The sequence below is a fragment of the Pseudomonas sp. LB3P25 genome, from assembly GCF_054897985.1.
Genome location: NZ_CM142711.1, coordinates 3,195,079 through 3,208,188 on the forward strand (window position 1 = coordinate 3,195,079; position 13,110 = coordinate 3,208,188).

General features: G+C 54.7%; 11 protein-coding genes and 2 pseudogenes. 8 read left to right on the top strand and 5 right to left on the bottom strand.

Translation table 11 applies throughout. The features are described from left to right. The first annotated feature begins 11 nt into the window (after positions 1–11). The 6 genes from ansP (at position 12) to ACYZTW_RS14535 (ending at position 7,748) form a co-directional block, all read left to right on the top strand. Positions 12–1,589, top strand: coding sequence for an L-asparagine permease (ansP, locus tag ACYZTW_RS14510; protein ID WP_462005448.1), 1,578 nt, complete (start codon positions 12–14; stop codon positions 1,587–1,589). A 714-nt stretch (positions 1,590–2,303) separates the two neighbouring features. After that, on the top strand, positions 2,304–3,713 hold the full coding sequence (locus ACYZTW_RS14515) for a circularly permuted type 2 ATP-grasp protein (protein WP_462005449.1): 1,410 nt from the start codon (positions 2,304–2,306) through the stop codon (positions 3,711–3,713). A 3-nt stretch (positions 3,714–3,716) separates the two neighbouring features. Next, positions 3,717–4,667, top strand: a complete 951-nt coding sequence (locus ACYZTW_RS14520) for an alpha-E domain-containing protein (RefSeq protein ID WP_462005450.1) — start codon at positions 3,717–3,719, stop codon at positions 4,665–4,667. Then, complete coding sequence (locus tag ACYZTW_RS14525) at positions 4,664–5,443, top strand: transglutaminase family protein (protein WP_462005451.1); 780 nt, start codon at positions 4,664–4,666, stop codon at positions 5,441–5,443. The genes ACYZTW_RS14520 and ACYZTW_RS14525 overlap by 4 nt, the downstream gene beginning before the upstream one ends. A gap of 79 nt (positions 5,444–5,522) precedes the next feature. Continuing rightward, positions 5,523–6,272, top strand: a complete 750-nt coding sequence (locus tag ACYZTW_RS14530; RefSeq protein ID WP_462005452.1) for a peptidase — start codon at positions 5,523–5,525, stop codon at positions 6,270–6,272. A 168-nt stretch (positions 6,273–6,440) separates the two neighbouring features. Beyond that, entirely contained in the window at positions 6,441–7,748 is a 1,308-nt protein-coding gene (locus ACYZTW_RS14535) for a dicarboxylate/amino acid:cation symporter (RefSeq protein WP_462005453.1), read from the top strand. Between the two features lie 414 nt (positions 7,749–8,162). Here ACYZTW_RS14535 and ACYZTW_RS14540 read toward each other — a convergent pair whose 3' ends face one another. From ACYZTW_RS14540 to ACYZTW_RS14560, 5 genes and pseudogenes are all read right to left on the bottom strand, one after another. After that, positions 8,163–8,666: a hypothetical protein gene (locus tag ACYZTW_RS14540; protein WP_462005454.1), complete on the bottom strand. Its 504-nt coding sequence runs from the start codon at positions 8,664–8,666 to the stop codon at positions 8,163–8,165. Positions 8,667–8,922: 256 nt separating this feature from the next. Beyond that, on the bottom strand, positions 8,923–9,288 hold the full coding sequence (locus ACYZTW_RS14545; RefSeq protein WP_462005455.1) for a histone-like nucleoid-structuring protein, MvaT/MvaU family: 366 nt from the start codon (positions 9,286–9,288) through the stop codon (positions 8,923–8,925). A gap of 571 nt (positions 9,289–9,859) precedes the next feature. Further along, positions 9,860–10,009, bottom strand: a pseudogene (locus ACYZTW_RS14550) (IS4 family transposase); the annotation flags it as partial. Between the two features lie 302 nt (positions 10,010–10,311). Continuing rightward, positions 10,312–11,310, bottom strand: a complete 999-nt coding sequence (locus tag ACYZTW_RS14555) for a LacI family DNA-binding transcriptional regulator (RefSeq protein WP_462005456.1) — start codon at positions 11,308–11,310, stop codon at positions 10,312–10,314. Further along, on the bottom strand, positions 11,311–11,613 hold the full coding sequence (locus ACYZTW_RS14560; protein ID WP_462005457.1) for a hypothetical protein: 303 nt from the start codon (positions 11,611–11,613) through the stop codon (positions 11,311–11,313). Between the two features lie 2 nt (positions 11,614–11,615). Between ACYZTW_RS14560 and ACYZTW_RS14565 the strand changes: the two genes are divergently transcribed. Both ACYZTW_RS14565 and ACYZTW_RS14570 read left to right on the top strand, forming a co-directional pair. Next, positions 11,616–12,614 (top strand): LacI family DNA-binding transcriptional regulator, encoded by a 999-nt coding sequence (locus tag ACYZTW_RS14565; protein ID WP_462005458.1) that lies wholly within the window; start codon positions 11,616–11,618, stop codon positions 12,612–12,614. A 262-nt stretch (positions 12,615–12,876) separates the two neighbouring features. Then, positions 12,877–13,023: pseudogene (locus tag ACYZTW_RS14570) on the top strand (NCS2 family permease); the annotation flags it as partial. Positions 13,024–13,110: the final 87 nt, after the last annotated feature.

Consider the following 13,110-nt stretch of genomic DNA (forward strand, 5'->3'; position numbering starts at 1 on the left):
AGGATCAAGCCATGCACGCTGCCGCGTGCATGCGCTTTGATGCTGAGTCGGGCATTCCTGAAATACACCGTAATGGCTTCATAACTAGTGGAGATTCATCCATGTCAACAGATGCAATAGGACGGCAGTTGGTAGAACACTCGGAACACGGCGATAAGAGCGCGTGGTTAGCCTCCCATGAAGCGGGATATCACCAGAATCTGACCAAGCGTCATGTGCAAATGATTGCGTTGGGAGGCGCGATCGGTACGGGACTTTTTCTGGGGGCCGGTGCGCGATTGCAGATAGCCGGACCTTCATTGGCCATCGTTTATCTGGTGTGCGGTTTTTTTGCGTTTCTCATCTTGCGCGCGCTGGGTGAGTTGGTGATGCATCGGCCTACAAGCGGCAGCTTCGTGTCCTATTCACGAGAGTTCATGGGTGAAAAAGCGTCTTATGTCGCAGGCTGGATGTACTTCTTGAATTGGGCCATGGCCGGGATTGTCGATATCACCGCTGTGGCGTTGTACATGCAATATTGGGATGCATTCGCCGCAGTGCCTCAATGGATGTCGGCTCTGGTGGCGTTGGCGATCGTCACCGTAATGAACCTGATTGGCGTCAAGTGGTTCGGTGAAATGGAGTTTTGGTTTGCCTTGATCAAGGTCGCCGCTCTGACGTTGTTCCTGGTGATCGGTTCGATCATGCTCGGCGGCGGAATCGCGGTGGGCGGTCATCCTACGGGACTGCACCTGATTACTGAAAACGGTGGTTTCTTTCCCCATGGGTTGTTGGCGGCCCTGGTGCTGGTGCAAGGGGTGGTGTTCGCGTATGCCGGTATCGAATTGATCGGCGTTGCCGCGGGAGAATGCCTGGACGCTAAAGCTGTACTGCCTAAAGCCATCAACAGCGTTATCTGGCGGATTGCGATTTTCTACGTGGGTGCAGTGATTTTGCTGGTGTGTCTACTGCCCTGGACCGCCTATAAAGCAGGCGAAAGTCCGTTTGTAACCTTCTTTGCAGCCCTCGGTGTTCCCGGGATCGGTTCGGTGATGAACGTGGTCGTGTTGACCGCCGCCCTGTCCAGTCTCAATTCAGGGCTGTACTCGACCGGACGCGTCCTGCGGGCATTGGCAATGGGGGGCTCGGCGCCAACCTTCATGTCGCGCATGAGCGCACAATCGGTGCCTTACGCAGGGATCCTGGTGACCGTTGCCATTTACGTGGTAGGGGTTGTACTGAATTACCTGGTGCCGTCGCAGGTATTTGAAATTGTGCTGAACATCTCCTCCCTTGGCGTGATCAGTACTTGGGGATTCATTGTTGTCTGTCAGATGAAGTTCCGTCGTGCGGTAGCGCGAGGGGAGGCGCAGGCAGTGTCATTCAAGATGCCGGGGGCTCCCGTAACTTCATGGCTGACCTTACTGTTCCTGGCAGGCGTATTGGTGATGATGGCCTTTGATTATCCAAACGGAACATTGACCGTGGCCTCGATACCTTTTGTTGCGCTGTTGTTGGTTTGTGGCTGGTACTTGTTACGTCGTCCCAAGGCTGTAATGATGACCCCGACGATGCCATCTGTGACCCTGACCCAGAAGTTTCTCGAATAATCCGCAGTTAATCTATTCCGTTATGCAGACGGCAGGGCCGCAGGGTCAGGCCATCTTCTCTTTATATTCCTTTTTTTGTATCAATACTTGGCACTTTAGTTCCGCTCGCCGGTTGGTGGTGCAATTTTATGAATCTTAATAGTGCATCTGTATTTAATCGACGCGCAGCGCTGAACGCCTTGTATTGCAAGGGTTATAAAAAACGCGAGTAGAAAATCCCGTTTTTAGTGCATAAAAACAACCGAATCTGCCAATCGCACCAACTTTGCCCGCTCCAGAGTTGTGCAAATTACAAATCAGAGAATCGTTTCAGTGACCTGATCGTTTTTTGCCTAAAAAATGGAATAAAACGCCGTGAGAATATTTTTATAGAAGGCCTTTCGCTTTTTATCAGCTGTAATAGTACTTGGGCACAACCCTTGCAGAGTACTTTCAAACCATCACAAGTGCGGTTAGTCAGCGAAAAAAGATAATGAAGAGCGTTATAAATTGGGCGCCAGAAATCAGGCCAGAAAGGCAAAATCTCTGGCGTCGGAACGCGTCAAGAGATTGCCGGAATCATGAGGAATTTATTTTCGCATGGGACAGGAAGTTAACGACGCACACTGAGGTGCTCAACAGAAACAGTACTCACTAAAACAACGTAAGGCCTAATTGTATTGAAATAGCGAAGTTATAAGAAAATGCCGTTTGTATCGCGGCAAGGAGTAGGGTATGTCCCGAGCTTTTTTTAACGAAATGTATGATGCGAGTGGTGGTTGCCGCCCACATTACCAGGAGTTCGCACGTTGGTTGGCGGACACACCTCTGGAGTTGCTGGATCAACGTCGTCGCGAAGCCGACCTGTTGTTCCACCGAGCCGGCATCACCTTCACCTTATACGGGGACGAGCAGGGCACCGAGCGGTTGATTCCGTTCGACATCATTCCGCGCAGCATCAAGGCCAGCGAATGGCAGATGGTCGAGCGCGGCTGCATTCAGCGGGTCCAGGCCTTGAACATGTTTCTGGCCGACATCTACCACGGTCAACGCATCCTCAAGGAGGGCATCATCCCGGCCGAACAGGTGCTGGCCAACGAGGGTTATCAGGTCGCCATGCAGGGCCTGAATTTACACCGCGGCATCTACGCCCATATCGCCGGGGTCGATCTGGTCCGCGACGGTGACGGCAGTTACTACGTGCTGGAAGACAATCTGCGTACCCCCAGCGGCGTCAGCTACATGCTTGAAGACCGCAAGATGATGATGCGTTTGTTCCCCGAACTCTTTGCCGCCCAGCGTGTGGCGCCCATCGATCATTACCCGAACCTGCTGCTCGACACCCTCAAGTGCTCCAGCCCTCTGGACAACCCCACAGCTGTGGTGCTGACCCCGGGCCGCTTCAACAGCGCTTACTTCGAACACGCGTTCCTGGCCCGTGAAATGGGCGTGGAATTGGTGGAAGGCGCCGACCTGTTTGTCCGCGATGATCATGTCTATATGCGCACCACCGCTGGCCCCAGGCAGGTGGATGTCATTTATCGCCGCCTCGACGATGCGTATCTCGATCCACTATCGTTCAACCCGGATTCCATGCTCGGCGTGCCCGGTCTGATTGCCGCTTACCGCTCAGGCAATGTGGTCCTGGCGAACGCCGTCGGCACCGGCGTGGCCGATGACAAGTCGATCTATCCCTATGTCGGCGACATGATCCGCTTCTACCTCGACGAGGAGCCGATCCTCAAGAACGTACCAACCTGGCAATGTCGCAAGCCGGAAGAGTTGTCCCATGTGCTGGCCAACCTTCCGGAGCTGGTGGTCAAGGAAACCCAGGGTTCCGGCGGCTACGGCATGCTGGTCGGCCCGGCAGCCACGGCAGCGGAAATCGAAGACTTCCGCGCGCGCCTCAAGGCACGCCCTGAAGCCTATATCGCCCAACCAACCCTGTGCCTGTCGACGTGCCCGACCTTTGTCGAAAACGGCATCGCGCCACGCCACATTGACCTGCGCCCGTTTGTGCTGTCAGGCAGCGAAACCCGCCTGGTGCCCGGCGGCCTGACCCGCGTGGCATTACGCGAAGGCTCGCTGGTGGTGAACTCGTCCCAGGGTGGCGGCACCAAAGACACTTGGGTAGTGGAGGACTAAGACATGCTTTCAAGAACCGCTTCGGACCTCTACTGGATGTCCCGTTACCTGGAGCGCGCCGAAAACCTGGCGCGCATGCTTGAAGTCAGTTACTCGTTATCGCTGATGCCCCAGGCCGGGCGCACCGATGGCCGCGCTGAACTGGCGATGTCGCTGCTGGCCGCCGGTACGCTGGACGATTACAACGAACGCTACGGCGAGCTCAACACTGAGCGCATGTTGCATTTCTTCGCTTTGGATGAAACCAACCCCGGCAGTATCTATTGCTGCCTGCAGGCGGCGCGGGCCAATGCCCACGCGGTACGCGGACGCATCACCGCCGACATGTGGGAGAACATCAACGCCACGTGGCTGGAGATGCGCAACATCGCCAGCAACGGTCTGGCGCGTTATGGCATCAGCCATTTCTGTGAGTGGGTCAAGGAGCGTTCCCATCTGTTCCGTGGGGCGACCTCGGGCACCATCATGCGTAATGATGCCTACTGCTTCATTCGTTTGGGGACTTTCCTCGAGCGCGCCGACAACACCCTGCGTCTGCTGGATGCACGCTACGAAATGTTCGGCGAAGAGTCGGAGGAGGTCAGTGATGACTCGGCGCGCGGCTACTACCAGTGGAGCGCCTTGCTGCGGGCCTTGTCGTCATTCGAAGCCTTCAACGAGATCTACCGCAATGCGCCAGGCGCCGAGGAAGTCTCCGAGATGTTGCTGTTACGCGCCGACGTCCCGCGTTCGATACACGCTTGCATCGAGGAGCTGGACCAAATCCTCGCCAGCCTGCCGGGAAGTAACGGGCGGGCGGCCCAGCGTCTGGCCGCCGAACTGAATGCACGGCTGCGCTACACCGGTATCGACGAGATTCTCGGCTTCGGTCTGCACCTCTGGCTGACGGATTTCATCTCCCAGGTTCGCCATCTCGGCCAGACCGTTCACGAGTCCTATCTGGAGGTCGTATGAAACTGTCCATACGCCATGACACCACCTACAGCTACGCCGATGAAGTCAGCACCAGTATTCAGTTCTTACGGCTGACACCGCAGAACACCGAGCGCCAGCACATTCTGGAGTGGCATCTGGAACTCCCACGCCTGGTCCGCAGCCAGCTCGATCCTTATGGCAACATCTTGCATGTATTGACGATGGACGAGCCCCACGGCGCCCTGGTGTTGACCGCCTATGGTCAGGTTGAAATCGACCAGACGCTGGATATGGAGCACGACAGTCAGTCGCCGTTGCCGTTCTTGCGCACCAGTCATCTGACCACGGCCGATGACGCCCTGAACGCTTTTGCCTTGCAGCACTGCGGCACGCGGCGTGACCGGGTGGCGCTGATCGACCTGATGAATGGCCTGGCCGATCACATGGTCTACAGCCCGGGCGCAACCACCGTGGACACCACCGCCGCGCAAGCCTTTGCCGCCGGGGGCGGGGTCTGTCAGGACCACACCCACGCGTTCCTGGCCTGCTCTCGTAGCCTGGGGATCCCGGCGCGTTACGTCTCCGGTTATCTGTGCACCGAAGATGAAAGCCATTTGGCCAGCCACGCCTGGGCCGAAGCCTGGCTCGACGATGGCTGGTACAGCGTCGACGTGACCAACCGGCTGATCCGGCCCGAGCGCCATTTGAAACTGGCGGTGGGCCTGGACTACCTCGACGCCTGCCCGGTACGCGGCATGCGGCGTGGCGGCGGGGCCGAGTCGATGCTGGCTCGGGTAAAGGTTCAGCACCAATAGCCTGAAACTTTCACAGTAATTGGCCATACCGTCATGGGGACGGTATGGCCTTTCATCCAAAATTCACGAGTTAGCGCATATGACTTATTGCGTCGCTATGCACCTCGCCGACGGGCTGGTGTTCATCTCCGACTCACGGACCAATGCCGGTATCGACCAGATTTCAACGTTCCGTAAGTTGTTTATTTTCAGTACGCCGGGCGAACGCCTGATTGTGTTGCAAACCGCTGGCAATCTGGCCACTTCGCAATCGGTGGTCAACCTGCTCGAGCAGCGTTCCAGCGGGTCAGGCCCGCACCTGTTGAATGTCCGCACACTCTATGACGCTACCGTGCTGGTGGCCGAAACCGTTCGCGAAGTCGTCGCCCGAGATCGTACAAAGTTGGCAGGCAAGACCGACTTGAGTTGCTCTTTTCTGGTGGGCGGGCAGATCGCAGACGGGCCCATGGACGTGTACAGCATTTACCCGCAAGGCAACTTCATCCAGGCGACAGAGGACACACCTTTCCTGCAATTGGGTGAAAGCAAATATGGCAGACCGATCCTCGATCGCAATCTGACGCATCGCACATCACTCGAAGAAGGCCTGCGTTGTGGGCTGATCTCGTTCGACTCGACCATGCGCAGTAATCTGTCGGTGGGTATGCCGCTGGATCTGCTGGTGTACAGAAGAGACAGTTTTTCCCGTGCAAAAAGTTATCGCATCACGGCTGACGACCCTTACTTCATGCGTATCCGAACGCAGTGGGCTGCAGGACTGCACGACATGCTTGCCGCACTGCCGGAGCCGCCTGACGCCTATATGTCGGCGGCCGCCAACAAAAACTAGCTTGTCATCTTTTTCACAGGCGCCGCCCTGATTTCAGGGCGGTTTGTCTGCTGCCGAGTCGGCTTTCTTGAATGACTTTTGATTGTTCAGGTGTGCACGCATGAAACGCATTGCGAATGAGCGGTTGCCATTGAGGCAATCAGCACTGGATTGAATTAGAGGTGTTTTATGAAACGTAAACTACCGGCAGCAGCGTGGATTCTGATCGCCATGACGCTGGGGATCGTGATTGGCTACATGGTGTTCATCAATTTTCCGGACAAGGAATCGGCGACTAAAGTCGCGGGGTATATTTCCATTGTATCGGATGTCTTTTTACGTTTAATCAAAATGCTGATCGGGCCGCTGGTGTTCTCGACCCTGGTGGTCGGCATAGCGCATATGGGGGATGCTGCCTCGGTTGGACGCGTATTCGCCAAGTCCCTTGGCTGGTTCGTGACAGCATCTTTGGTGTCGCTGGTGCTGGGGCTGATCATGGCCAATCTGCTGCAGCCCGGCCACAATCTTGGCCTTCCGCTACCCGATATCGGTGCCCACACTAACTTGGCGACGTCAGCCTTCACCTTGAAGGATTTTGTCGTCCACTTGGTACCCAAGTCCTTCGCCGAGGCGATGGCCAACAACGAAATCCTGCAGATCGTGGTGTTCTCCATGTTCTTCGGTGTCGCGCTCGCGGCGCTGGGCAAAAAGGCCGAACGCCTTGTAGGTCTGATCGAAGAACTGTCCCACGCCATGCTGAAAATCACCGGTTATGTGATGAAGTTGGCGCCCATCGCGGTGATGGCGGCTATGGCCGCGACCGTGTCGGTGAACGGTTTGGCCATCCTGTTGAAGTTCGCCGTGTTCATGGGCGATTTTTATCTGGGGTTGTTCTTGCTGTGGGGGCTGCTGGTGCTGGCTGGCCTGCTGTTTCTCGGGCCACGGGTGTTCAAGCTGGTGGTGCTGATCAAGGAAGCTTTTCTACTGTCCTTCGCCACCGCCAGTTCCGAGTCGGCGTATCCGAAAATTCTCGAGGCGCTCGACCGCTTTGGTGTGAAGCGCAAAATCTCCAGTTTCGTCATGCCGATGGGGTATTCGTTCAACCTCGATGGTTCGATGATGTACTGCACCTTTGCAGTGCTGTTCATTGCCCAGGCATACGGTATTGAGCTACCCATCGGCACCCAGATCACCATGCTGCTGATTCTGATGCTGACCTCCAAGGGCATGGCCGGTGTACCGCGGGCGTCCCTGGTGGTGATTGCCGCCACTATGAACCAGTTCAATATTCCAGAGGCCGGACTATTGCTGATTCTGGGCGTCGATACATTTCTCGACATGGGCCGCTCGGCAACCAACGCCGTTGGCAACTCCATTGCCACTGCCGTAGTGGCCAAGTGGGAGGGCGAGTTGATGAGTGAAGAAGAGGCTCAGGTGCACGCGCAAATGCTAGATCGCGAAAGTGCCGCATCAATGGGCGCGCCAGTGAAGGCCTGAGAAACCAGAATCAGCGTCTCATATGCCCGAGGTTACATTCATGCAAATGAGAGTGACCTCGGGCAGATCATGCTCGCGAGTATTGAAGGCTTAAACAGTACGAGCCATTGGCGCGCCCTTGAGAGATATTGCGGTCTCCTCTAATGGCTGGCCGCTTAACGTAATCCGACGAGACGTGCAGGAAATGGAAAACCTGCACGTCCAGACCTATATTTTTGGCGTTAGCGTCTCGTTAGAATCCCTCGACATTAATCTTTCTGACGTCGGGATTCTCACTGTCCAACTGATATATCAGCTGGACATTACGCATCGTCTCGAAATCCGCACTAAATTTTCCTGGGTTTATTTTTATCCGATTGAATCTGAACTAGATTCCCAGACAGCGCCACGGCAGTATTGCGGAGATTGACGCCCCTAAAAAACAAACGGCACAGGGGGGCCTGCTTTTACATCGTCAATGGCTCGATCCGTGGTCACTTGGTCGGCCAGCCAATCCTTCTCTGAAAGTCTTTTAACTAGCTTCGATACGGCCATCATCAAAACATCCCGTTTTTCGGCCGTCATCAACTCTGGTAGCTTCCAGTCGACATTGACTTGATTAAGACATTGGCACTTATAGCCGAATAAATAACGCACTGTCGCAGGCACCTCCAGTGGTTCAAAACTCGGGAGACTTACCTCAAGTATGCGCGTCCCTGAGCGGGCGTCCTCGGTGACCTTGATGTCGGATTCTTTTACATTGAAGTCAGTAACGATTGCCTGTTTTACCGCGGCCTCCCGAGAACCAAAATAGGCGCTTTGAAATTTCTTGACATTACCCTGGAGTTCCTTGGTATCGGCCCCTTTCATATTCTCTCCGTATGCCAGTGGTGACAGCAAGATAGAAAGGGTTGTAGTGAGTGCAGCTCTCTTCAACATGAAACTCTCCCTGAGTTTGAGTACAACGACGCATGTAGCATCCAGCTATGCCGAGTGACATTGTGACAACCATAGCCAGTTGATGCAACTTTAGGGGGATAGCGGAGTTAAAAAATATGGGGTTATCGTCCTCTTACGGAGATCATCAGGAAAACAATACAACAAGGTGGGGGCAATATCCTTGAGACGGGGGCTACAGGCTGGTCATCCTCGTTAATAAAAAGGGCCTCGAAAGGCCCTTTTGTACTCAAACGAATTACTTGGTCAACCAAGACTCGACTTTGTCAGAGCCATATTTTGCTTTCCACTCTTTGAGTGTTTTGTGGTTACCACCTTTGGTTTCCACGACTTCGCCAGATTCCGGATTTTTGTAGACCTTCACTTGGCGCGGCTTGCGGTTGCTGATTTTTTGCGCAACAGCAGGTGCGCGACGTCCAGATTGCGGGTCAAGCAAATTGACGATGTCCTTCAAACTATAGCCATACTTGGCCAGCAAGGCACGGAGCTTTGTTTCGAATTCGATTTCTTGCTTAAGGCCAGCATCACCCTTAAGAGCTTCAAGCGCTTGGAGCTGCTCGGCCAAGTGTTTTTCAAGCTGGCGAAATTCTGCGAGTTTGGACATGGGAAATCTCTCCGTGATTGTTATCCTAACCTTACACCAAAAACTCCGATTTGCATGAAGTAAGCGTGTTAGCTTTGCTCATTAAGTCGCATCCATTACAGGATTCGCACTTGCGCAAACGTCTATCAATTAACATTTGTAAGCGTTCGGCGAAGACACTTGGGCAATCCTCTACGACATTAGGATCAAATAGAATGGAGCAAGCGTACGCAGTGCCATATTCGTCTAGCGACGAGCGATGATGTGGGGAGCAGCGATCACTCTGGTGGTGGGGGCAGGGGCAAGCATTCTAGGCGCCTGGATGCTTGAACGCATCAACGAGCAGCAGGCTCAAGAAAAAGTCGCAGCGGCTACCGAGGAAGCCGCAGAGTTGGTTTTAGCTCGCCTCAATCTTTACTAATAAGGATTGCGAGGCGTTCGTGGATCCGTGCTGACAGCGGGTGAGGCATGGCATCAGCCGCGAATTTTTTGACCAATATCACCATGTACACGATCCCGGTTGCGAGTTCCCCGGCGTACGTGCCATTGGTTTTATCAGGCGTGTACCGGAGCAGGACGAAGCGAGTTTATAGGCGGGCAGGCGACGTCTGCGAATGGTGGCCTGACTGGAAAGATCCAGCGCAGACGCCACCTACTCAATAGGGATGTTTTGGGCGAAGGTGCTCAAGTCGCAGAAGTTGAAAAGGTCGCCGAGGTCGAGCAGGTCCTGTTGAACAGACATAAAAAATCTGATGCCAGAGATCTAGCATCGGATTTTCAGGCAAGCCCGGCTTGGACTCAAATGCTTAAGTGAAATTACCTTATATGGGGGGCTGTCTGGGTGATTAAAGGACTGTTTCGCAACCCTAAGCAATCACTTGCAATGCCAGCTACTATTTAGTCGTTGAGTTAGCAAGCCAGGTCGATGGTACGCGAGCAAAAGGTGCTGCGGGTCGATGGCAGATCAGGTCGATCCGAAACGGCCACGATCAGATCACATATATTAATGACGAACGTGTTTTGGTCTTTCTTTGAAGATTCGGGTCACCAAGACATGCGCTTGACAAGGGGGCAGGGGACCTTGTGAATGAAGGGTTCGTCCTTGTTTTCGATCAAGTGCTGCGCGGCGCGGCGTCCCATCTCATAATAGGGTAATTGCACGGTGCTCAACGGCGGATAAAACAACTCGGCAACTCCGACCGTGTTGTCGAAGCCGAGGACTGCAATGTCGGCCGGAATTTTCAGGCCTTGACCGAGCAGGAACTGGTAGGCAATCAAGGCAATACGGTCGTTACCACAAATCAGCAGGTCAAAGGTCGGCTTTACCCGTGGCTCGCCCAATTGGCGTTTGAGCTCTTCAATTGTTTCTCCATATTCATCATCAGCAGACAGATCATATTGCTGGACAGTGTCCAGGGAGATGTCGGCCTCTATCAGCGCGCGCGACAAGCCCTGTTGGCGCAGCTTCCAAGCCATGCTTTGGCGAGGCAGGTTAATGCACAGCGGCCGCCGGTAGCCACGTTGAAGTGCCTGACGTACGGCTTGATACTGGCCGTCTTCGTCATCGGGGACATAGCACGCCACGTCGGGTTCTGAACTGATGCAATTGCTCAGCACCAGAGGCAGGCTGCGCAGTACTGGGGGAATCTCGACTATGCGTAACTGCATGGTACTGAAAATGATCCCGTCAGGTTGATGCGACAGCATCAGATCGATGGTTTGCGGGCTCGGTGGGGTTTCGAATACGTTGATGATAAAAATGTTCCAACCATTTTCCCGAGCAGTGCGCTCTAGCGCGAGCAGCATATTCACGGCGAAGGGAGTGGTCGCAGTATCGAGAGCGAAAACACCGATCAGCTTGCTGCGGGAATGACCACCGCGTATCTTGCGTGCGGAGAGACTGGGCACATAGCCCAGTGTCTCGATGGCTCGCAGGACAGTTGTCAGCGTTTCGGCATTGAGTTTTTCGGGGGTGTTGATAGCTCGAGACACGGTCATCAGGGAAACCCCTGCCAACCGTGCAACATCTTTAACCGAGGCCATTTACGGATGCCATTGATTTATTCTCCATGCATGAAAGTCATGTCCGTCAGGAGCATCACGATAATCAGCCGGTAGGTCAAGCTCGACTGGCTCTGCGGAAAAAATGTTGATGACGACGATGCGTTTGGCGTCGAGTTTGCGCTCGTAAGCAAAGACCTGTGGGTGAGCGTCGAACAGCGGCATATTGTCGCCATAGACGATCGCCCCTCTGAGATGCCATTCGCGCCGTCTGCTGCTGGCACGGTGTTGGCATGCTTTTGTCTGGCATGACATGATGCCCGCCAGACAATCAATGGAACCCACGAATGGCTTCGGTTAAAGATGTCGCAAGGATGGCGGGGGTTTCCTTCATGACCGTGTCCAGAGCTCTCAATACCCCGGAAAAGGTTCATCGGAAAACCCTGACGAAAATTCGTCAAGCGATCGAGACGTTGGGCTATGTCCCCAACCTTTCTGCGCGCAAGATCCGTGGCGGCCATTCCAGTGGCAAGACCATTGGCGTCTTCGCGCTAGATACCGCGACCACTCCCTTCGCCGTGAATATGCTGCTCTCGCTAGAGCGCACTGCACGGGAAAATGGTTGGAACATCTTTATCATCAACGTATTTGAAACCCCCCCAAGCCCGCAAATCATCGACCTGATGCTGTCGCATCAACCCGACGGGATCATTTTCAGTACCATGCAGTTACGCGTAGTCGAGATTCCCAAAGTACTGCACAGCCTTCCTCTGGTGCTGAGCAATTGCATCAGTTCAGAACCCGGCGTGGCCTGTTACGTACCCGACGACGCAGAAGGTCAGTATCAGGCTGTACGACAGGCGCTGAATCGAGGCTACCGGCGACCGCTGTGCATCAACCTGCCTCAAAGCAACTTGGCCTGGGAGCAGCGCCAAGAAGGATTGGTTCGCGCCCTAACAGAGGCCGGCTTGTCCGCGGCCGATGTTCCCCAGTACAACCTGTCGACCGATGACGCCTATGGGGAAACGGTTGTAGCTCTGGAGCAACAATTGTGCGGCTCGAAGGGCAAGCCGGTTTTTGACTTGCTTATTTGTGGCAACGACCGCATCGCCCTGGTCGCTTATCAATACCTGCTCGGTCGAGGCCTGCGCATTCCAGACGATGTGGCAGTCCTTGGTTACGACAACATGATTGGCGTCGCCGAGTTGTTCTATCCACCGCTGAGTACTGTGCAGCTGCCGTACTACGAGATCGGCCGCCGCGCGGCCCAGCATGTGATTGAAAGCCGGGACGAACCCACTATTCACAGGGTTACATGCCCACTCGTTGAGCGTGAGTCATGGTGACGACTGTGGGCAGCGGACAATTCGTTCGGCAGTAGCCAGATGAGCAAGGCACAGCGTGACCTTAGCAATCTGCGCCCCTAGCGTTACGCGGTGGTCGCGTTCGTGCTGCACCCGCCTTACGAGAGCTTACCTGCCTGCTTGCTTTCGATAAAATGGACCTTCTGGTTAATTTTTTGTCCTGTTTTGGTCATCTTGCTCGACCTCGACGGTGGTGCTGTAAACTTAACCGTTCAGTCATGTTTACAGCACCACCGGGAGTAACATCCTGGACTCGCTATTCAAACTCAAAGCGCACGAGACCAACGTACGCATCGAAATCCTCGCAGGGATCACAACCTTTCTGGCGATGGCCTACATCCTGTTCGTCAACCTGAGCATCCTGGGCGTGACTGGCATGGACAAAGGCGCCCGAGCAGCCGTCATCAGGGACACGCCGGCCAGCTGTGCACCATCTTTCGCTCTCTCAGGTTGACGAAGAATCAGACACATGGCCGGT